This is a genomic window from Armatimonadota bacterium (assembly GCA_020354555.1).
In the GTDB taxonomy this organism is placed as follows: Bacteria; Armatimonadota; Hebobacteria.
In genome coordinates this window covers 3,427,353-3,447,839 of sequence record CP070648.1, presented here as the reverse complement: position 1 = coordinate 3,447,839, position 20,487 = coordinate 3,427,353, and the positions used below count along the sequence as shown (strand labels likewise).

The following is a 20,487-nucleotide window of genomic DNA, read 5'->3' as shown; positions in this document are numbered from 1 at the left end:
AAGGCGACGTCGCCCGCACATGGTCAACGGCATAATTCCCGGTTCCCTTCCACTCCCCCAGACTGACAACAAAACCAAAACGCACGCGGCTCAGTTGGCTGAACTTCGCTCCGGGCGCTCGACTTCTCGCTCCATCCGCGGAGTCATCACACCAGCCCGCAGCGCGCGGCCTTTCTCGAAAGACTCGATGACGGCTGCTGCGGATGCGGCCTCCGCAGCGCGGCGGCGCCCCGTGCTCAACGTGAAGTAGAGCGCAATGAGCGTCACCGCAATGAGGAGCAACGCCAGCAGGCGACCCAAGCGCGCCTGCCTTTTGACATTCTTCGGACGCGCCCCTTCGCAACGACGCTCAGGGCGCGCCTCGATGATATGGATTGTCCTTGGGGTCTTCGTAAACCCAGCCATCATCGCTACGCACAACCCAGTATTCAGGCCAGCCGAAGTCATCCCAGAAAGGTTCCGGTGTCTTCGTCTTGGCGTGCCCGTCGGCATATGCCACATTGATCATCGGGTCGTGAACGCCGAACGGCGCCGCCCAGTCGGCGAGGTCCCAGATCATGGGCGCCGCCCCAGGGTTCCCGCACTCGATGAGAGAGCTGCCCGCCACCGCGTAGGGTGGGTCGGCATAGGACAGGAATGCGCTGCCGCTCGTGACGTGCGCCCAGTAGTACGATGAGGGTACCTGCCGGCCGTCGCCGTTGCCGAACACCCATCCACGGTTGAGCGGCCGCGGCGGCACGAGGGTAGCGCGCCCGATGTCGGTGCCGGGCGGCAGCAGGGGGCAGTACCAGATATCGTTTCCCCGCGCGTAGCGGTCCAGCAGCGTGTGCAGTTCGCCGTCGCGCCAGTCCTCGGGAATGGATCCGTCCGGATAGCGCGCAGGGAAGACGTACGTCACGTTGATCGCATAGTTGGAGGTCGCGGTCCAGGGAAGCACCGCGTCGTAGTCATCGCAGTACATGAGGATCGCGGTAGCGATCTGGCGGATGTTGGACACGCAGACTGTGCGCCGGGCGATGGCGCGCGCCCGTGCGAACACGGGGAACAGGATCGCCGCCAGTATGCTGACGATGCACAGTACGACCAGGAGTTCGATGAGCGTGAAGCCCTGTCGCCTCCACATGACGAAAGACCTCCAACCGTGTGAATGGCGGCCCGCCGAGCGCCCGTCGCAGGGCGCCCGGAACGGCGGTCGCCACAGATTGCGCTACCAGCCGATCAGGCAGGTCGGTAAAGCCAGGCCCATTCCCTCACGGCCTTATTCCACATATGACCGAGGGCCTACCATGAGCCCCCGGGGGGCAGGTGCCGATGCGAACAGGGCGAAGACCTACAGTGGGCCGCGAGGGGCCGGAGAATGCCATGCCGCAGATGACAAAATGCCCGCAGTGCGGCGCCGACAACAGCGTCCGGCGCGAGACTTGCTATGCCTGTGGCGCCTCGCTGACCGGGCCCGCAGCCAAGGGGCCGGCGAGCACAAGCAGCCCCGCAAGCCAGCGGTTTGCGGCGGTCCTCGGCGAACGGGGCGACGCCCCGCGCGTGCCCGAAGCAAGTGTGCCCAAAGCAGCGCCGGCGCCCGCAGGGCCGCCGGTGACGATGCCGACGTTCTATGGCGGCATCGGGCAGGTGCGCCGCGCGATGGTGCTGTTTCGCCAACTGCACGCACTGGTTCAGGCAGGGATACCCCTGGCGCAGGCACTGGCGGACCTTCAAAGGCACGTCGCGGTGGGGCTCAAGGGGCCGGTGCGCGCAATGGCGCAGCACGTCGTGGATGGGGGCAGACTCAGCGACGGCATGCGTCCGTACCGCGACATCTTCCTCGCCTACCAGGTCGAGTTAGTGCATGCCGGGGAGTTGTCCGGGAGCTTGCCCCAGGCGTTGGATCAGATCGCCAGCGATTGCGAGGCGGAATACAAACTGCGCAAGGCCGTGGCGCTGGCGCTGCTCCCGGTCTTCTTCGTCACCGTCGTCATGCTGCTCGTGCTGCCGGTGGCGCTGCTGCTCGGCGGTGAGGCCCCCCGGCGCTGGACGGCGGCTGAACTGTGGACGGGGTACGTGCGGATGTTGTTCCGAGTCTCGGTGCCGATTGGCGTGGGTTTCGTGGGAGTGTGGGCTGCATGGCTCGCGGCGTCGCGCAGTCGCTCGTTCGCCGTCATCTCGCACGCCATGCTGCTGCGAGTGCCGATCATCGGCGGCGCCCACCGGCGTATCGGGGTGATGCGGTTCCTCGGCTCGCTCTCCGTGCTTCTCAATGCCGGGGTCCCCGTCGTCGAGGCATATCGCACGGCGGCCGCAGCCACCGGCAACCACGCCCTGGCGCGGCGCCTTTTGCGGGAATCGGACGACCTCTACGCCGGGCGCGGCCTGACCGACACCCTCGGCCGCTTGCGTCTGGCTTCGCGAATTGATGTGAACCAACTTGCCATTGGCGAAACGTCGGGCAAGCTTCCGGAAACACTGCGTCGGATCGCTGCCGACTATCGCGAGCATGCCGAACGATCCGCGAAATTCTTGCCGTACCTGCTGCAGTTCGCGGCGTATGCCGTCGTCGCTCCCCTGGCCGTGTTCCTGTGGTGGACGCTGTTCAGGATCTACATCAATCTGCGATTGGTCGCCCCGTTTGAGCACCTGTTTGATGTCCCGTAGGCGGTGCCCGATTCGCCTCTGCACCGCCGCGAGACCGCAGCCGCGCGTGTTGTGAAGGGATCTTAGCGCTCGATGCTGAAGGCCCCGTAGTACAATTCACGTGGGAGATCGCCACATGAACGTCGCCGTCATCATCACCGACAGCCTACGTGCGGATCACACCGGGTACATGAATCTCGGTGGCAGAGCGCACACACCCAACCTCGACGCATTCGCAGCCGACGCGACGGTCTTCGAGCATTACTACCCCGAGGGCCTGCCGACGCTGCCAGTGCGTACGGCGTGGTGGACCGGGCTGTGGACCTTCCCGGTCAAGGGCTGGCAGCCGTTTCAACTCAACGACGTCTTGCTCGCGGAGGTGCTGTGGGATAAGGGCTATACCTCGGCGCTCGTCGCAGACACGTATCATATGCACAAGCCGATCTACGGCGCCGGGCGCGGTTTCGACAGCGTGCACTGGATTCGCGGCCAGGAATACGACCCGTGGATCGCGGGAGCAGACGTTGACCTCGACGCCAGCCCCCACCATCGCCTGCGCGGCGATGACTCCGACAAGCACTGGCGCCCCTTGTTCGAGCAGTATCTTCGCAACGCGACGACGTTCAAGCGCGAAGAGGACTACTACGTCGCGCGCACCGTGCAGGCGGCGATTGAATGGCTCGAACGCATCACGCAGCAGCAGAAGGATGGGCTATTCCTCTGGGTGGACTGCTTCGATCCGCACGAGGCCTGGGATCCGCCGGAGCCGTACTGGAGCATGTACAAGCGGAAGGGGTACGACGGCGCCGAACTGGTCGATCCCGTGCCCGGCCCCGTGGACGGCTACATGACGCCGGACGAGGTCGAGCGCACGCGCACGCTGTACGCCGGGGAGGTGACGCTGGTTGACAAGTGGGTCGGGGTGCTGCTCGCCAAGATGCGCGACCTGGGCCTGTTCGACAATACCCTCATCATCCATATCAGCGATCACGGCGAGCCGTTCGGCGAGCATGGAATCATTCGCAAGGCGGTGCCGTGGAACTACGAGGAGTTGGTGCGCTCGCCGCTCGCCATTCGTCACCCCCAAGGCGTCGGCGCCGGCAAGCGCGTGAGCGCTTTCGCTCAGAGCGTGGACATCATGCCCACCGTACTCGATTTCCTGGGCCTGCCGCTGACGGTCGAGCAAGTCTACCGCGCGCCCGCGAAGGACTTGTTCCCTCAGGACATGCCCGCTGCCAGGAAGACCGTCGAGCTTGAGGGGCGGAGCCTGCTGCCGCTGATGAGCGGAGGAAAGGAGAGGATCCGCGACTTCGCCTACATCGGCCATTTCGGGCGGTCGTGGACGATTCGCACCAAGGAATGGTCGTTCCACATGCTCCTGGGCGACGGCGAGCGGCAGCTCTTCGATCTGCGAGACGATCCCGGTGAGCAGCGGAACGTGCTGCGCGAGAACGAAGCGGTCGCCCGCGAGTTGGAACTGGAGCTGCGCCGGCATGTGGATGCAGTGGCGCGAGGGCGGGGCGCGACGTAGCTGAAACGCGACATCCCCGCGTGCCCGGCATCGCCGCGCCCGGCTCGTATCGCGTTACAGGGAGAAGTGCTGACCGTAGCGCTGAAGTGAGGCGAAGTCGGCCATATTGCGACGCGGGCGCGCGTCGGGCTGGTGGGCCGGCTTCCCCACCGGCGTCAGAGCGACCACGCGCAGTTCCTCGGGGATACCCAGAATCGCCTTCACCTGCGCCTCGTCGAAGGCTCCCACCCAGCACGTGCCGTACCCGAGACCCGTGGCGGCGAGGATCAGATTCTGCATGGCGATGGCCGTGTCGACCGCGTACCAATTCTCGCTGATGGATGGGTCGCCCAACGCAGCGATGATGGCCGCAGCGTCAGCCATCCAGGTCTGGTCGTGGCTTGCCTGGGCGAGTTCCCGCCGCAGCTTCGGGTCGGTGACGACGACGAAATGGGTGGGCTGACGGTTGCCTGCGGACGGCGCCTGGCGGGCGCATTCCATGATGCGCGTCAGGTCATCGGCCGCGATCGGCTCGTTGAGATACTGGCGTATGCTCCTGCGGCTGAGGATGGTCTCTACGGTATCCATGGTTGCAGACCCTCCAATGCGGAGTCCGGTTGCGGGGCGCCCCATCCCGGGATTGCTGGCTCACCCCCGTGCGCCAGACTGCCGACTCAAGCTGCTGTGATGTGTCCGATGACGCGGCGCAGTTCGTCGGCGCCGATCGCCCCGGCGCGGAGCAGCGTCGGCGGCTGAGTCGTGAAGTCAACGACCGTCGATTCCACGCCCATCGACGCCTGCCCTGCATCAAGCAGCAGCGCGATCCGGCCACCAAGCTGCTCCAACACCTGCCGGGGGTCGCTCGTGCTGCCGCGGCCACTGAGGTTGGCGCTGGTGGTCGCCAGGGCGCCGCCGCACTGCCGCACCAGCGCCAGCGCCACCGGGTGTCGCGGGATCCGGATGCCGATGGTGCCGCGGGCGACGAGCTGGGCAGGCGCTCTCTCGCCGGCGGCAGCGATCACCGTGAGCGGGCCCGGCCAGAACCGGTTTGCGGCCCGCTCCAACTCCGGCGTCGTCGCTGACATATACCGCTGAAGACACTCCCGCCCGGCGACGAACAGCACCAGCGGCAGGGCGCGCGGTCGGCCCTTTGCCTGGTAGATGCCATCCACCGCCCCCTCGTCGTCGGGGCGGCATCCGATACCGTACACCGTGTCTGTGGGGAAGGCCACGACCTGACCGGCGGCGACGAGTCTCGCGGCGTCCCCGATCACCTCAGGGTCCGGCGCCGCGCTGTCAATTGGCTGCACCTGCGTTGCGATCATGCCGCTCCGACGTCTTCGCCCTTTCCGATTTGCTCCAGCAGGCGCGCGCGCTCGGCCTCAGCCAGGGCCTCCAGCACGGGGTCGATCGCGCCGTCGAGTATTGTTTCGAGGTTATGCCACGTGCGCCCAATGCGGTGATCGGTGATACGATCCTGGGGGAAGTTGTAGGTGCGGATTTTCTCGCTGCGCTCGCCGGTTCCGACCTGGCTGCGTCTCGCGGCGGTGATCTCGGACTGCTGCTCCGCGCGGATCTTCTCCAACACGTGCGCGCGCAGGACGCGCATCGCCTTCTCGCGGTTCTGATACTGGCTGCGCTCGTCCTGGCACGAAGCGACGAGACCCGTCGGAACGTGCGTGATGCGCACCGCCGTCTCGGACTTCTGCATGTGCTGCCCGCCCGCGCTGGAGGCGCGATAGGTGTCGATCTTGAGGTCGGCCGGGTTGATCTCGACTTCCACCGGATCGGCCTCGGGAAGCACTGCCACCGTCGCCGTGGAGGTATGGATGCGGCCCGACGCCTCCGTCACCGGCACGCGCTGAACGCGGTGCACGCCGCTCTCGTGCTTGAGGCGGCTGTACGCCCCCGATCCCTCGACCGAGAACACGACCTCCTTCATCCCACCCATCTCGGTCGGGCTCGAGCCGAGCACGTCCACGCGCCAGCCGCGCGACTCCGCGTACCGCGCGTACATCCGGTACAGATTCCCCGCGAACAACGCTGCCTCTTCGCCGCCGGCTCCGGCGCGGATCTCCATGATGACATCTTTATCCTCGTCCGGGTCTTGCGGCAGCAAGCCGATGATGAGTTCGTCCGCCAGTTGCTCCTGGCGCGCCTCCAGCTCGCGCAGTTCCGACCGCGCCAACTCCTGAAGCTCTTCGTCGTCGCTGTCGGCGAGCACCGTTCGCGCCTCGTTGATCTGCGCGCGCACGGAGCGCAGCTCACGGTATTGCTCGACCACTCGCTCCAGCCGAGCGCGCTGCTGGGAGACGCGCTTGAGCCGTACCGGATCTCTGAATAGCTCCGGCTGCGACAGTTCTTCGCCGAGTTCGTCATACCGGCGCTCGAACTCCGCCAGGCGGCTCTCCATCTCCTGTGTGATCGTTTCGCTCATTTCACTGCGTCTTCGTCTGCCGGCAATTCGCTCGCGGCCCGGGATTCGTCGCCTTGCGGCACTTCGCTCTCAATCCGTGCAGCGGCGACTCCGCGCTCCGCGTCGAGCGCGGCCTGCATCGCGCGCTGCGCGACCTCGATCTGGTCCGCCGTCGGCTCGGCGGTGGTCAGCCGCTCCAGCCACATCCCCGGAGCGATGAGCGCGCGCACGATGAGCGAATCGCCGTAGCGGCCGGCCAGTCGCGTCAACTCGTACGCGATCCCGGCGATAACCGGCAACACGACGAGTCGACTCGCCAGCCGGATCGCGAAGCTCGGCCAGCCCATGACCGCATGGACGAGGATCCCCACGATGATTACGTTGAAGATGAAGCCGGTGCCGCAGCGCCGATGAATCACGCTGAACCCGTCTGCATCGGTCAGAGGTCGTCCCGCCTCGTACGCGTTCACCACCTTATGCTCCGCGCCGTGATACTGGAACAGCCGCCTCACCTCGCGCATGCGGTTGATGACCGCGATGTAAGCAACAAAGATCGCCAGGCGCGCGAACCCCTCCAGCACATTGAGCAGAAATGAGTTCTCGGTGACGCGCCCTATGGCCGCGCTCGGGAGCAGAACGAACAGGCCGATGCCGAAGACGAAGGCTACCGCGATGGACAGCGTGAAGTACCACGGGCTGGGCGGCTTCTGGCCTTCGGCCTCGACGGCCAGATTCGCGGAATGGATCAGTGAGCGAAATCCGATAGCGAGTGCGTCAATCAGCGCCGGCGTGCCGCGGATGAACGGGATGTTCAACCACCGGTAGCGCGTGAGCAAGGAGCGCGTCGGCTCCTGGTGGACGACGATCCGGTCATCAGCCACGCGGCAGGCGGTGGCGACGTGACGCGGCCCGCGAATCATCACCCCCTCGATGACCGCTTGGCCGCCGTAGGTGGCCTCGTGCTGCGTCAGCCTCCCCATTTGAAAGCGCCCCGTGCCGGCCTATGCCGCCGGTTGATGCCCCCGTCATGCAATGAGGCCGATCCAGCCCGCGCCAGGCTGAATCGGCCCCACCAGATTGTCCGACGGCTAGGACTTGGATGTCTTGGCCGCCGCTGCCCTGCGCTGAGCCGCCTGCTGCTCGTAGCGCTCGTACTTCTGCTTGAAGCGCTCGACCCGCCGCTCGGTGTCAATCAGCTTCTGCTTGCCGGTGAAGAACGGGTGGCAGTTGGAGCAGATCTCGATGCGGATTTCGGGTCGCGTCGCTCGCGTCTCGAACGTGTTGCCGCAGGCGCACACGACGCGCGCGCGCCTGTATTCGGGATGGATGCCTTCCTTCATGGTCGTGTCCTCAAAAACGATCCGCTGATCTGGGTCCCTCGTACCGCCCCGATCAGCGGCACCATCATAGTACCGAAAAGAGCCGCTCCGTGTCAAGCCGCGGAGCGGGATCAGGGGCGCATCCCAAAGATCGCGATGAGCCGCCCGTAGCCCGCAACGGGCAGCCCGGCGGGCGCGCCTTACAGGAGCCGGCCGTCCCCGCGCCGAATCGCCCTTCGGTGATGGGCGTCTTCTGCACGGAGGTGGCACAGTGATGATTCGGAGAACGAGGCGAGCGCTGCTGCCCGGCGCGGCGATCATGCTGCTCATCGCGACCGGCGCTGCGGCGGAGCAGGTCAACGGGCGCACGTATATGCTCGGCGAGGGCGCGGACGCCGTGCGCGTCATCGAGGTGTGGGGCTCCCCCTACGAAATGGGTTACGCCCACGGCTACCTGGTGAGAGACGAACTGAAGGACTACTGGAGCACGTTCTTCGGCGTCATCAAGGGAGCCATGGGCGCGACCGACGCGCAGCTCGACTACGCGTGGGACGTGATGTCGCGTCACATCTCCGACGAGTTCAAGGAGGAGATTCGCGGCCTTGCCGAAGGCGCCGACGTCCCCGAGCAATGGGCGCGCTGGATGCACATCATCCCCGACCTGAGCTGGATCACGTGCAGCTACTATGCCGCGTGGGGCAAGGCCGTCCCCGACGACCACCTCTACCAGATCCGCGCGCTGGACTACTGGATGGAGGCGCACGTGCAGGACAAGCCGGCGATCATCGTGTGGCGGCCCAGCAAAGGATATCCGTTAGTTACGGCAAGCTGGATCGGCTTCGTCGGCGTCATCACCGGCATGAACGCCGAGAAGATCGCGATCAGCGAGATCGGCGACAGCTTCGGCGAGGACCAGAAGCAGCTCGACGCGGAGCCGTGGGTGTTCATGGCGCGGCGGGTGCTGCAGTACACCGATAATCTCGACGACGCCATCGCAGTGGTGCGCGACTCGGTGCGGCCGAGCAGCTACGACTATCTTATCGGCGATGGGGAGTTGCTCGACGCGCGGCAGATGACGACCGGCAAGACCTTGTTCAAGCTCTACGACTGGCGCGAGACTCCGCATAGCAGCCCACCCGTGGAAGACGTCGTCTATACGTGTATGGAGGTTAAGACCGACGACTGGAATGAGTCCATGCACCAACAGTTGCTTAAGAACTACGGCAATCTGACAGCCGAGACGGGCATGGGAATCATGAAGGCGGTGGGGACCGGTGACCTGCACGCGGTGGCGTTTGACGTCACCGGCCTCAAGATGTGGGTGGCAAATGCGGAAGGGCCGGGCTCGAATGCCTTCGACCGCTCCGCCGTGGTGTTCGACCTCGGCGCGGCGCTCAAGAAGCCCGTGGAGTAGAATCATCGGGCGCCCAGGGCAGACCGTAAGTTTCGGGCACGCCGTGCGTCTATAGAATCGAGGCGATGACCGGGTCCGCAGCGATAGCGTCCGATGCGGAACTAGTCGAGCGCGCGCAGAGCGGAGATGCCGAAGCATTCGCGGAAGTGGCGGCAAGGTACCGCCCCGCCTTGGTCGCCCTTGCGTTCGACCGGACGCGCAACCTCGACGACGCCGAGGACCTCGCGCAAGAGGCTCTCGCACGTGCGTTCGAGCGCCTCCCGGAACTGGCCCACGCCGCATCGTTCCCCGCGTGGCTGAGAGCCATCGCCGGCAATCTGTGCGCGACATGGGCGCGCCGCCCACGAGCGCTCGCATTGACGGAAACCGAGCCGGACCGCGCGGACGTTGTCGCCGCAGCCATCGCGCGGTGCGAGCAACGGGAGATCGCTCGGGCGCTTCAAGCCCTGCCGACGGCCAATCGCCATGCGCTTCTGATGCACGTGTGGTGCGACATGCCGTACGAACGAATAGCCGCGTTTCTCGGCGTGCCGGTGACCACCGTCGAAGGCCGCATCTTCCGCGCGCGGCTGCGGCTGCGGCGGACTCTCATGACCAAGGTAACGACTCTCCGCAGCCGGCACCGAAAGGAGCTGACCGATGAGTAACGACCAAAACCTCGACCCCTTGGACCTGGTAGTCTATACACGGGCGTTCGCCGTACTGCTGAGCGCCGGCGTGCCGCTGGTCCGCATCCTCGACATCCTCGCTGACGTTGCGGACGAGCCTCTCCGCAGCGCAACTGTCGAGATGCGCAAGGGGATTTGCGAGAGCAACCGCACTCTCTCCGCCGAGATGCGCGAAAGGCCTATGCTCTTCACTACGATGTACGCTGCCCTGGTGCGAGCCGGCGAGGTCGGAGGCGTACTTGACGAGAGCCTCGAACGCGCGGCCGATGCCCTCGAGGCCGATTGGGCCGATGCTCAAGTCACGGGAACGCCGTTTCGCAGTCTGCTCCACCCGTCGCGCGAGGAAGCCGGCTTTTCGGACAGCGCGCCCGACGAGCAACTGCATATCCTTGCCGAGTACTTCGGCTCGCTCGCGCTCATGCTGATTTCGGGCGTGCCGATCGTGCAGGCGCTGGAGACGGCTGCGGAAGTCTTCCCGCCGGGACCGGAGCAGGAAGTGTTGATCGCGGCCCCTGAGCGGATCAAGCACGGCGAGAGCTTGGGCGACCTGCTGCGTCTGCCCTTCCTGCCGACGTACGTCTCGACTCTGTTCAAGATCGGCGAACAGACGCACACGGTTGACACCATGTGCCAGAAGGTGGCGCAGTTGCTGGAGCATCAGCGGCGATATCACCTGCTGAAGCAGGCGCAGTGAGCGCGCGACCAGCTGGGGATGGCCGCCGAGGACGATTACGGCGCGCCGCTACTCCCCCATTGCCTTGATGATGACGCGCTTGCGACGCCGGCCGTCGAACTCGGCGTAGTAGATCTGCTGCCACGGGCCGAGGTCGAGCTTGCCCCCGGTCACCGGCACGATGACCTGGTGATGCACGAGAATGCTCTTCAGGTGCGCGTCTCCGTTGTCTTCGCCGGTCTGGTGGTGGTGATAGTCCGGCCCCTTGGGGGCGAGGCGATCGGCCCATTCATCTATGTCCTGAATGATCCCCGGCTCAGCATCGTTGACATAGATGCCGGCCGTGATATGCATCGCCGACACGAGCACCATCCCCTCGCGAATGCCGGCTTCCGCGACCACACGCTCCACATCTTCGGTGACGTTGACGTACTCGCGCGGGCGCTTAGTGTTGAACCACACGTAGTCGGTCGCGAACTTCATAGATCATCCTCCACGGGCGCCGCCGGGCGGCGCGAAGCAGGTTCCGCGGCGGCCGGCGCTTAATGTATCTTCACTTTTCGCTGTGGCAGACGGAAGCGCCTTGGAATCCGACGTCCACTCGCAAGCGCGGAACCGTGCGCGCGGCGTCACCTGGCGGTCGCTGCTCGTAGCCGCCGTCCTGATGCCGGTCAACGCCTACTGGCTCGTCCAGATGGAGATCGTGCGCTACTCCGCCCACCCGACCACGATCTCCCTGCTGTTCAACGTCGTCTTCATCATCCTCGTGCTCACCCTCGCCAACGCGGGACTGCGCCGACTATGGCCGCGCGCCGCGCTGACGCAGGGCGAATTGCTCGTCATCTACGCCATGCTTGCGATTTCCTCGGTCATCGCCGGGCACGACGGCGTGCAAGTGCTCGCGCCCAGCCTTGCCTGGCCGACCGAGTTCTCGACGCCGGAGAACCGCTGGGAGCGCCTGTTCGGGCATCACCTGCGGTCGTGGCTCATGGTACAGGACGACACCGCTCTCGCCGGCTATTTCAAGGGCAACTCGACCATGTATACCCGCCGCGTCATCATGGCGTGGCTGGTGCCGGTGCTTTCCTGGACCGGGTTCATCGTGCTGCTGCTGTGGGTCATGCTGTGCATCAATGCCATCCTGCGCCGGCAGTGGAGCGAGCACGAGCGCTTGACCTATCCGCTGGCCCAGATCCCGCTCGAAATCACCAACCCGGTCGGCGCGCTGTTCCGCAGCAGGCTGTTCTGGATCGGCTTCGGCCTGGCGGCGAGCGTGGACACCCTCAACAGCTTCTCCTTCCTCTACCCGGCGATCCCCCACATTCGCATCGAGCAATACGACCTCAATCAGCACATCCACACGCACCCCTGGACCGCCGTGGGTTGGATGCCGATATCGTTCTATCCCTTCGTCATCGGCATCGGCGTGCTCATCCCGCTCGATTTTCTGTTCTCGTGCTGGTTCTTCTACCTGTTCTGGAAGGCGGAACTCGTGCTCACGCGCGCGTTCGGGTTCGACCGCACCCCGGACTTCCCGTTCGTGAACTCGCAGGCGTTCGGCGCGTATATGGCATTCGCCATCTTCGCCATTTGGATCGGCCGGGGCTATCTTAAGCAGGTGCTCAACAAGATCCTCGGCCGCCCCTCGACCCTCGACGACTCACGGGAGGCCATGAGCTATCGCTCGGCGGCGGCCGGGGCGGCCGTCGGCCTGGCGGGGCTCATTCTGTTCAGCCGCTACGCTGGGATGTCGCTGTGGGTCGCGATTGCGTTTTTCGTCATCTACTTCGCGCTTGCCCTTGCGGTGACCCGGATGCGCGCCGAGTTCGGGACGCCGGTGCACGATCTGCACTTCACCGGCCCGGACTGGACTATGCCCGTGGTCACCGGCCAGCGGTTCTTCTCGGGCTCGGACCTAACGGTCATGTCCCTGTACTTCTGGTTCAATCGCGCCTATCGCTCCCACCCGATGCCGCACCAACTCGAAGGTATGTACATGACCGGGCGTGTCGGCGTGGCGCGGCGCAGCTTTTCGTGGGCGCTGATGATTGCCGCCGCCCTCGGAACGCTGTGCGCGTTCTGGGCGATGCTCCATCTCATGTACTCCTATGGCGCGCAGGGCAAGAGCCGGATGTCCTTCGGCGCGGAAGGGTGGAACAGGCTCGCGTCCTGGCTCGAATCCCCCCAGCCGGCCAAATGGGGCGCTACCGTTGCCATCGGCGTAGGCTTCGTGCTGGCGTACCTGCTCGAGTTGGCGCGCGTGCGCTGGGCGGCGTGGCCGTTTCATCCCCTCGGTTTCGCGGTGTCGGGCAGTTGGGAGATGAACCTGGTATGGATGCCCCTGTTCGTCGCCTGGCTCGCCAAGTCCATCCTGCTGCGTTACGGCGGCCTACGCCTATTCCGCCAGTCACTGCCGTTCTTTTTCGGGCTCATTCTGGGCCAATTCGTGGTCGGGAGCATCCTCAACATCGTCAGCATCGTCCGCGGCATCCCTAGCTACATGTTCTGGCAATAGCGAACGGAAGTTTTAGACAGCGTCCGAAGCGTCGTTTCGGCCCCAGTCCGCGCATCTACGCCGATGCAACCATCTGTTTGGAGGCGTTCCGCCGCCCCCCCCCGGCTGACCCGGCGACCTGTGTGGCATGGTTCGTGCTAGCCGACGGAACAGTAGCGGCCCTTGCTTCGTCCTATGCATTGCCCGAGTGCGCTGCGAAGCGGCAGATCTACGCTCCCATGGGCGAGGCGAGGGTCAAATAGGGACGTTGCGGCCGAGCCGGAAGTGGGGCTGACCCCTTCCTCCGGGAGCGGACAATCCGGCCGTTCCAAGGCCTGACCGTCCGCTCCACCTGCGCTGACCGTGGCTGTGGCCGATCATACGTCAACGCGGGCCGGCATCACGCTGCCGGCCCGCGCGTCTTTTCTCCCCTGCGCCTTCGTGTCGTCTGCCGCCCGGTTGGACCTTTCGTTTTCCCGAAGGGGTTTTGGCGCACGCGAGTGGAAGACAATAGCCCGGCCATTCGAGTACGGCACGACGCCTGGCGGAGCGTCTGCACCGCCATTGGGAGCAGCAGATGACCGGTAAGGAACGAGTCCGAGCGGCCATAGACCTGGAACCCGTGGATCGGGTGCCGCTCGGCTTCTACGTCGTTGACTGCGACACGATCGCGCGCGTCATCGGCCGCGAGACGTACGTGCGCGACAAGATCAAGGCGCAGGTCGCCTTCTGGGAGGGCCGTCGCGACGAGGTGGTCGAGAGCTATAGGAAAGACACGGTCGAGTTCTTTCGGAAGATAGAGTTGGCCGATGTGATTGACTTCAAGGAAGCCCCGGTCGTCCCGCCGCGAGGCTGGGAGCCGGAGGATCCGCCGCAGCAAATCGCGGACAACGTTTGGCGCGACCGCCGCGGCCGCGTGTGGCGGGCGTCCGAGTTGACCAACGACATCACGTGCGTTGAGGATCCGACGACCGGCGATGGTGAGTACACCGTCGAGCAATTCGAAGGCCCGGTAGAGGCCAAGCCGCCGGACCCCTCGGTTTTCGAGGCGTGCGACTACGTCATCGAGCACCTGGGGCATGATCGGTACATCCTCGGCGATTCCGGCGGACTGACGGCGCTGGTTCTGCTTGGCGGCTGGGAGCGCGGGCTGCTGGAGTATGCGCTTCATCCCGAGGTCGTGCGGGCGGCGACGCGGCACTCAGTGGCCGTGCAGAACGCGAACGACGAGTTCCGCATTCGACCGGGCCAGGACGGCGTGTTTTTCCAGCAAGACATGGGCACGACGAAGGCCCCGTTTGTGTCGCCGGAGATGTTCCGGGAGATCTGCTTTCCGGCCATGCGCGAGCGAGTGCAAAGGGCGCGATCCCTGGGCTACCAGGCGGTGCTGCACTGCTGCGGCAACAACCGCCCGCTGATCCCGATGTTCATCGAGGCGGGCATCCAGTGCTACCAGTCCATCCAAACCATCCCCGACATGGATATCGGAGGCCTCAAGCGGGATTTCGGCGACCGGCTGTGCCTGTGGGGAGGGATTCCGGTGGAGGATCTCGTCATGGGCACGCCCGATGACATACGCCGGGACGTGCGGCGGGCGCTCGAGAAGGGCGCACAAACCCCCGGGTTCATTCTCGGCCCCAGCCAGTCCATCGCCTACGGCACGAAGTACGACAACTTCATGGCGCTACTCGATGAATTCCACAAGCTCGCGCCGAAGTACGGCGGCGGTATCTCGAATCGCGGAAAGAAGGGATCGAATTGAAGGAAAGCATGACTCCCAGGGAACGCTGGCTGGCGGTGTTGCGGCGGGAGAAGCCGGACCGCGTGCCGATGGATTATTGGGCGACGGGCGAAGCCACCGAGAAGCTGATGAAGCACCTCGGATGCGCAAGCGGCGACGACATGTTTCAGCGGCTGCACATTGACCGCACGGTCGCCGTCGGCCCGCGCTACGTCGGCCCGCAGGCGCCCCCGGGCGAAGACATCTTCGGGTGCCGCTTTCAAGCCGTGGACTACGGCACGGGGGTCTACAGCGAGTGCGTCCATCATCCGCTGGCGAGGTACGAAACCCTGGCGGAGTTGGAGCGTGAATATGCCTGGCCCAGCCCGGACTGGTGGGATCACTCCGGCATCGCGGAGCAAACCAAGGGCAACGAGGAGTACCCGATCAAGGGCGGCGGGTCGGAGCCCTTCCTGACCTACAAGAATCTGCGCGGCCCGGAGCAGGCGTTTATGGACCTGATCCTGCACCCGGACCTCGTGCACTTCTGCCTTGACAAGCTGTTCGACCTCGCCTACGAGAACACGCGCCGCATCTACGAGCAGATACCGGGGCGGGTCATGATCACGTATGTCGCCGAGGACCTCGGTTCGCAGGAAAGCCTGCTCATGTCGCGCGAGCATATCCGCGAGTTCCTGCTGCCACGGATGAAGCGCATGATGGACCTCGCGCACAGCGCCGGCGCGTACGTCTTCCACCACACAGACGGGGCGGCGCGCGAGATTCTGCCCGACCTCATTGAGGCGGGGATTGACGTCCTCAATCCGGTGCAATGGCGCTGCAAGGGGATGGAGCGTGAAGGGCTCAAGCGCGACTTCGGCGACCGGCTCGCGTTCCACGGCGCAATGGACAATCAGTACACGCTCGCCTTCGGCTCGGTGGACGAGGTGCGCCAGGAGGTGCTTGACAACCTGCGCATCCTCGGCGCCGGCGGAGGCTACGTCCTCGCCCCGTGCCACAACATCCAGGCGGTCAGCCCGCCCGAGAACATCGTGGCGATGTACGAGACCGGCTACGAACACGGATGGATGTAGGCTGGATTCGGGCGGCGCGACACGGGCGTAGGGGCCCGCGAACGTCCCGCGCAGCCCTGCGACCCCGACGGCAAGTGAGGCGGGCTAGTAGGACAGCGGGTTAACCGGGCTTCCGTTGCGCCGGACCTCGAAGTGCAGGTGGGGGCCGGTGGAGAGGCCGGTGCTGCCGACGTTGCCGATGGCCTGGCCCTTGCTGACTGCCTGGCCCGCTCTGACCGCCAGCCGCGAGCAGTGCCCGTAAACGGTGCTCATGCCCCCGCCGTGGTCGATAATCACACACAGGCCGTAGCCCCCGCGCGACGCGCTCCAGATCACGGTGCCGGCGTCTGCCGCGCGAATCGGTGTGCCGGCGGCCGCGGCGATGTCCACCCCGGTGTGCATCTTGCGTACGCGCAGGATGGGGTGCATGCGGTAGCCGTAGCCGGAGGTGATGGACCCGTTCACGGGGCGCATGAAGCTGCCGGTCCACGGCGTCGAATACTGGGAGCGGCCGGTGGTGCGCTGGTAGCGGCGGATCTGCGCGGCGATGTCGCGGGAGTCTGCCTCCATCTGGGCCAGCGCGCGCTCCCAGTAGATGCGCTGCTGCCGGAGGTCGCTGACGACGTGCGCCTTCTGGCGACGGCGATTGGCCTCCTCGTCGTGCTTGCGAGCAACGCGCGCCTCAAGCATGACCACGCTGCGTTCCCGCTCCTCGACGCGGCGCCGATAGCTCGCGATGCGCGCGCGCTCCTCCGTCATCGCCCGCAGCAGCCGGAGATCCTCGTCTACGATCAGCTTCACCAAGTAGAGCCGATTCGCGAAGTCGGCGAAGCTGGCGGCTGCCGTCAGCACCTCGAGATACTCGATGCCGCCGCTCTCGTAAATGGCGACGAGCCGGTCGGAGGCGGTCTCGCGGTGATTGTCGAGTCGTGCCTCCGCGGCCGCGAGGCTGCGGGTCGCCTGCTCAAGCTCGGTTCGCGTCGAGCGCAGCTCGGCGTCGGCCCTGACGAGCTCTCGGCGCACCGCGCGCAGACGGCTTTCTACTACCTTCAGGTCGTGGCCCGCGGCCCGCTGCTTGGATTTGGTGCTGCGCAGCCGGGCGCGCACCTTCTCCTTCTCGCGCTCGACCTGCTGCTGGCGCGCGATCAGGTCGTCCTGACCGGGGGTTGCCGCGGCGGTGGGATAGGGTGAAAGGACGAGCGAAGCCTGGCACAGCATCGCGACGAGCACCGCAACGGCTGCTCGCGCCGGTCCGCCGGGTCGCTTCACCCGATGTCTCGCGTACATCAGAACTTTCATCGGGGCCTGAGTTTTCGGCAATGACAGCGGCTGGCATAGGCCTGCCGCAGTTCACAGTTCGCAAGCGCGCCCGTCGGGCGAAACCCCTCGGACGCTGTCTCCGCGCCTTGCGATGACGTGCCTGATTATACTATGCTGCGGCTAACGTATCAACCACCTGGCCACCGAGCATCCGGCGACCGTAGTCCGGAATATACGTTTGCGCTAGCGGCACACGGAACATTCGACCTGTGATCGGAGTCAAATATGGTGGAGAGAGGAGACGCGGCGCGAAGTGACGGGGAGGCACAGGAGCAGTATAATGATACGTAGAGCGTCAGGGCTCGGTAAGGAGCGGGAGATGACGAGATACATTCTGTGGGTAGTAGCGGCGGTCGCCTTGCTAGGCATAACTGCCACCGGCATTGCAGCAGACAGTTACACGGTCATCAACACCTATGGAGCCGCGCCCTTTGTCTATTCGGGGTACAGCTACGTGCCTCTGAAGAGCGCGGCGGACTTCGTGGGCGCGGCCTTGCTGTGGGACTCACTGCAGAACCGGGCCACGATCACCTACCGCAACCGCGAGCTTGGCCTCGTAGTCGGCAGCCACACGGCGTATTACATGGGACAGCCCGTGGCTTTGCCCGTGCCTCCGGTGGTGGTGAACGGTCAGATGCTGGTTCCGGTGACCGTTTTCGACCGCTATTTCGACGTTCCCGTACGCTGGGAACCCGACTACAACCGCGTGCTGCTCCAGGGCCCGCCGGGCTGGGGGTACTACCAGGTGCTGCCGTACGCGCCACCATACGTGGTGACGGTGATCCATGGCTACGGCCCGCCCCCGTGGGCCCCGGCGCACGGGTATAGGCGCCACCAGCAGCCTGTGGTGTACGCGCCGGCCCCGTTTGTGTACTACGGTACGACCTACATCCCGCTGCGCGATGCGGCGGACTTCATCGGCGCCGCGTTGCTGTGGGATCACCTGCGCAACCGCGCGGTCATCACCTTCAACGGCCGCGAGATCGCGCTCGTCATCGGGAGCACGACGGTGTACTACGGCCCGCAGGTGATCGTCCTACCGGCGCCGCCGGTCGTCGTCGGGGGCGCGGTCTACGTGCCGTCCACCCTCTTCGAGCGACACATGAGCATTCCGGTCCAGCGTGACGGCGGTGTCCTCAAGCTCAAGGGGCCGAAGGGGTGGCGGGATTTCAGAGTCGCCTCGACCCCGCCCGGCTATGTGTACGGGACGCCTCAACGCGAACGGGAGCGAGAGCGCGAACGCGAGCGAACGCGCGTCGGGTTCCCCGCCCAGCGTGGGCCGGAGCCCGGGCGCGCCAGCGGTCCGTGGATGCGCACGCAAGATCGCCGCGGCCCGGAGCCCGGGCGCGGCCAGGGCCCGTGGATGAAGCAAACCCAGAAGCCTTCGCCGCCGAAGAGCGCTGGCCCGCCGAAGTCGGCGCCGAAGCCAGCGCCGAAGCCGACACCAGCAAAGAAGGAAGATGCCAAGCAGAAGCAAGGCAGCGGTTGGTTCGGCAAAGCTAAGGGCAATTAGCAGCCGCAGAGCGTGCGCCCCCCGGCGGTAAGTGCGGGCGGTAGTCGAACACTGTGTCGCGAGAAGGGAGGCCGAACCTCCCTTCGCGCGCTCCTACGGAGGCCGGGAAGGTCGGGGGGAGTTACGGTGCTGCGGTGATTTCCGTCGGCGCGCGCTCGCCCTCCCTCACCGCAGCAGTCGCCCACAAGGCAGCGACGATAGTCAGCAGCCCGGTCCACACGAATACCCAGCGGATGCCGACGAATGCCGCCATCGTCCCTCCCACGAGAGGCCCGACCGAGCCCGCGAGCGCTCGCGCGCTGGCGAGCACGCCGTAGGCTCCGCCGTAGCGCGACCGCGGCATCGTCCGCGCGACGAGCGCCGATGTTGTCGGGTTGATTCCCGCGCCGGGCGCCGTCGCCAGCACCCGCAGCACGAAGAACTGCGCGTATGTCTTCACGAAATAGTGAGGGACGAGGAACGCGCCGCACAACGCCGTCGTCGCGACGAGCACCTTCTTCTGTCCGATCCGGTCGCCCATTCGACCGAACAGCGGCGCCGCCACGGTCTGAAGCGATCCCGTGACAAACATGATGTACGCAGCGTACGCCGCCACGCGGTTCATCGGCACGCCGATGAACTGCACGAAGTACGTCAGGATCGGCCACATCGAAGAGAAGCCGAAGAAAACGACGAACGCCATCACCCACAGCGCCTGCAACTGCCGGTTGCCGACGAGCGGCCGCAGATCGCGCGTGATCGCGCCCAGGACGGTGACCTTCTCCAACTGCGCGGGTCTATCGAACCTCTCCTGAACCGCGAGCCACACCGTGATGGCCCCGATCAATGCGAACAGCGCCTGAATCAGAAACGTCGGCCTGGCGCCGATCAGACCTGCGCACGCCTGCCCGACAACGGGGCCGATGAGGAACCCCGCCGCCATCGAGGTCTGCAGCGTCCCCATCGCCTCCCCCATCCGATGACGAGGCGCCGCCGAGGCCACGATGGCCTGCCCTGCAATCACACCTGATCCCAGTACTCCCGCCGCCACCCCAAGCCCGACTAACGTCCACGGCGTGTGCGCGAACGCCCACATCGCTCTGAGCAGCGATGTGAAGATGACGCTGATGATGACGATCCGCTTCCGACCGTGGCGATCGCTGTACAGCCCCCACAGCGGCTGCGCGAGGAACATCGCGAGCGACGGCAGCGCCATCATCAGGCCGGTCCAGTATTGCGCCTGCTTGAAGGAGAGGCCGATGTCCTCTTGAAGGAAGACCGGTAGGAAGGTCATCGCGAACGTCCACTCCAGGAACACGAAGAACATCGCGAGCCACATGCCGTAGAGCGTCCGCCGCCAATGGCCCGCTTCGTCGTCCCCGCCTCTCGGTCCGTTCGCTTCCGCCGCCGTCATTGAGTCAATCCATTCGGTTTCCGCAAGTCCTGGTCACGCACCCCCGCATTCCCGGCTGTTTCTCCCCCGAGCCCGCGTTCGCCTGCGTGCGATCATCCACCGGGGATGTGAGAAGGGCTTCAGCGCGTTCGCGGGTCGTGCCCGCTATCTCGGCGCCGTGGGGATGCGCTGCACCGGGGCTGCCGCTTCACAGCCAGCCTTGCTCTCCCACCTCCGCTGTGCTATCATCGCTGAAGCGGAACTGCGGGTTGCGTCACCCGTCGGTGCCCACAGGTGGGAGGTGCTCGACGCACCTGATCTTACGTCCATGCCGCTGCTCGCGGCTGGGGCGCCCCTGTGCGTAACCCTT

The 20,487-nt window shown here is 65.7% G+C and carries 19 protein-coding genes; 9 read left to right on the top strand and 10 right to left on the bottom strand.

The window, feature by feature from the left end:
• Nucleotides 1-90 precede the first annotated feature (90 nt).
• Together JSV65_14130 and JSV65_14125 are read right to left on the bottom strand one after the other, a co-directional pair.
• Nucleotides 91-300 carry a hypothetical protein gene (locus tag JSV65_14130; protein UCH33692.1) on the bottom strand — a complete coding sequence of 70 codons (210 nt, stop codon included), beginning with the start codon at nucleotides 298-300 and terminating at the stop codon, nucleotides 91-93.
• Between the two features lie 49 nt (nucleotides 301-349).
• A complete protein-coding gene (locus tag JSV65_14125; GenBank protein ID UCH33691.1) occupies nucleotides 350-1,123 on the bottom strand; it encodes a type II secretion system protein in 774 nt (257 codons plus the stop codon).
• 239 nt (nucleotides 1,124-1,362) lie between these two features.
• Here JSV65_14125 and JSV65_14120 point away from each other — a divergent pair, with 239 nt between their 5' ends.
• Nucleotides 1,363-2,646 carry a type II secretion system F family protein gene (locus JSV65_14120; GenBank protein ID UCH33690.1) on the top strand — a complete coding sequence of 428 codons (1,284 nt, stop codon included), beginning with the start codon at nucleotides 1,363-1,365 and terminating at the stop codon, nucleotides 2,644-2,646.
• 115 nt (nucleotides 2,647-2,761) lie between these two features.
• The gene (locus JSV65_14115; GenBank protein ID UCH33689.1) at nucleotides 2,762-4,156 is read left to right on the top strand and encodes a sulfatase-like hydrolase/transferase; all 1,395 of its coding nucleotides are present in this window, start codon (nucleotides 2,762-2,764) and stop codon (nucleotides 4,154-4,156) included.
• Between the two features lie 54 nt (nucleotides 4,157-4,210).
• On the opposite strand, the gene JSV65_14110 is transcribed toward JSV65_14115, so the two are convergent.
• The 5 genes from JSV65_14110 to rpmE all read right to left on the bottom strand — a co-directional run bounded on the left by JSV65_14110 (nucleotide 4,211) and on the right by rpmE (nucleotide 7,891).
• Nucleotides 4,211-4,723: a nitroreductase family protein gene (locus JSV65_14110; protein ID UCH33688.1), complete on the bottom strand. Its 513-nt coding sequence runs from the start codon at nucleotides 4,721-4,723 to the stop codon at nucleotides 4,211-4,213.
• An 86-nt stretch (nucleotides 4,724-4,809) separates the two neighbouring features.
• A complete protein-coding gene (locus tag JSV65_14105) occupies nucleotides 4,810-5,460 on the bottom strand; it encodes a threonylcarbamoyl-AMP synthase (protein ID UCH33687.1) in 651 nt (216 codons plus the stop codon).
• Nucleotides 5,457-6,548 (bottom strand): peptide chain release factor 1, encoded by a 1,092-nt coding sequence (gene prfA, locus JSV65_14100; GenBank protein UCH36785.1) that lies wholly within the window; start codon nucleotides 6,546-6,548, stop codon nucleotides 5,457-5,459. The genes JSV65_14105 and prfA overlap by 4 nt, the downstream gene beginning before the upstream one ends.
• Before the next feature lie 20 nt (nucleotides 6,549-6,568).
• Entirely contained in the window at nucleotides 6,569-7,531 is a 963-nt protein-coding gene (locus JSV65_14095) for a DUF1385 domain-containing protein (GenBank protein UCH33686.1), read from the bottom strand.
• A 108-nt stretch (nucleotides 7,532-7,639) separates the two neighbouring features.
• Entirely contained in the window at nucleotides 7,640-7,891 is a 252-nt protein-coding gene (rpmE, locus tag JSV65_14090) for a 50S ribosomal protein L31 (protein UCH33685.1), read from the bottom strand.
• 253 nt (nucleotides 7,892-8,144) lie between these two features.
• Here rpmE and JSV65_14085 point away from each other — a divergent pair, with 253 nt between their 5' ends.
• The 3 genes from JSV65_14085 to JSV65_14075 all read left to right on the top strand — a co-directional run bounded on the left by JSV65_14085 (nucleotide 8,145) and on the right by JSV65_14075 (nucleotide 10,646).
• A complete protein-coding gene (locus JSV65_14085) occupies nucleotides 8,145-9,284 on the top strand; it encodes a hypothetical protein (protein ID UCH33684.1) in 1,140 nt (379 codons plus the stop codon).
• Between the two features lie 65 nt (nucleotides 9,285-9,349).
• Nucleotides 9,350-9,931, top strand: coding sequence for an RNA polymerase sigma factor (locus JSV65_14080; GenBank protein UCH33683.1), 582 nt, complete (start codon nucleotides 9,350-9,352; stop codon nucleotides 9,929-9,931).
• Entirely contained in the window at nucleotides 9,924-10,646 is a 723-nt protein-coding gene (locus JSV65_14075) for a type II secretion system F family protein (GenBank protein UCH33682.1), read from the top strand. The genes JSV65_14080 and JSV65_14075 overlap by 8 nt, the downstream gene beginning before the upstream one ends.
• Before the next feature lie 48 nt (nucleotides 10,647-10,694).
• On the opposite strand, the gene JSV65_14070 is transcribed toward JSV65_14075, so the two are convergent.
• Nucleotides 10,695-11,108 carry a YjbQ family protein gene (locus tag JSV65_14070; protein UCH33681.1) on the bottom strand — a complete coding sequence of 138 codons (414 nt, stop codon included), beginning with the start codon at nucleotides 11,106-11,108 and terminating at the stop codon, nucleotides 10,695-10,697.
• A 100-nt stretch (nucleotides 11,109-11,208) separates the two neighbouring features.
• Between JSV65_14070 and JSV65_14065 the strand changes: the two genes are divergently transcribed.
• From JSV65_14065 to JSV65_14055, 3 genes are all read left to right on the top strand, one after another.
• Nucleotides 11,209-13,140, top strand: coding sequence for a hypothetical protein (locus JSV65_14065; protein UCH33680.1), 1,932 nt, complete (start codon nucleotides 11,209-11,211; stop codon nucleotides 13,138-13,140).
• Nucleotides 13,141-13,696: 556 nt separating this feature from the next.
• Nucleotides 13,697-14,881 carry a hypothetical protein gene (locus tag JSV65_14060; protein UCH33679.1) on the top strand — a complete coding sequence of 395 codons (1,185 nt, stop codon included), beginning with the start codon at nucleotides 13,697-13,699 and terminating at the stop codon, nucleotides 14,879-14,881.
• Nucleotides 14,882-14,889: 8 nt separating this feature from the next.
• Nucleotides 14,890-15,933: a uroporphyrinogen-III decarboxylase-like protein gene (locus JSV65_14055; GenBank protein ID UCH33678.1), complete on the top strand. Its 1,044-nt coding sequence runs from the start codon at nucleotides 14,890-14,892 to the stop codon at nucleotides 15,931-15,933.
• An 84-nt stretch (nucleotides 15,934-16,017) separates the two neighbouring features.
• Here the strand turns inward: JSV65_14055 and JSV65_14050 are convergent, their stop codons facing one another.
• Complete coding sequence (locus tag JSV65_14050; protein ID UCH33677.1) at nucleotides 16,018-17,199, bottom strand: peptidoglycan DD-metalloendopeptidase family protein; 1,182 nt, start codon at nucleotides 17,197-17,199, stop codon at nucleotides 16,018-16,020.
• A 352-nt stretch (nucleotides 17,200-17,551) separates the two neighbouring features.
• On the opposite strand from JSV65_14050, the gene JSV65_14045 reads away from it, so the two are divergent.
• The gene (locus tag JSV65_14045) at nucleotides 17,552-18,745 is read left to right on the top strand and encodes a copper amine oxidase N-terminal domain-containing protein (protein ID UCH33676.1); all 1,194 of its coding nucleotides are present in this window, start codon (nucleotides 17,552-17,554) and stop codon (nucleotides 18,743-18,745) included.
• A gap of 121 nt (nucleotides 18,746-18,866) precedes the next feature.
• Here the strand turns inward: JSV65_14045 and JSV65_14040 are convergent, their stop codons facing one another.
• A complete protein-coding gene (locus JSV65_14040; protein UCH33675.1) occupies nucleotides 18,867-20,138 on the bottom strand; it encodes an MFS transporter in 1,272 nt (423 codons plus the stop codon).
• Nucleotides 20,139-20,487: the final 349 nt, after the last annotated feature.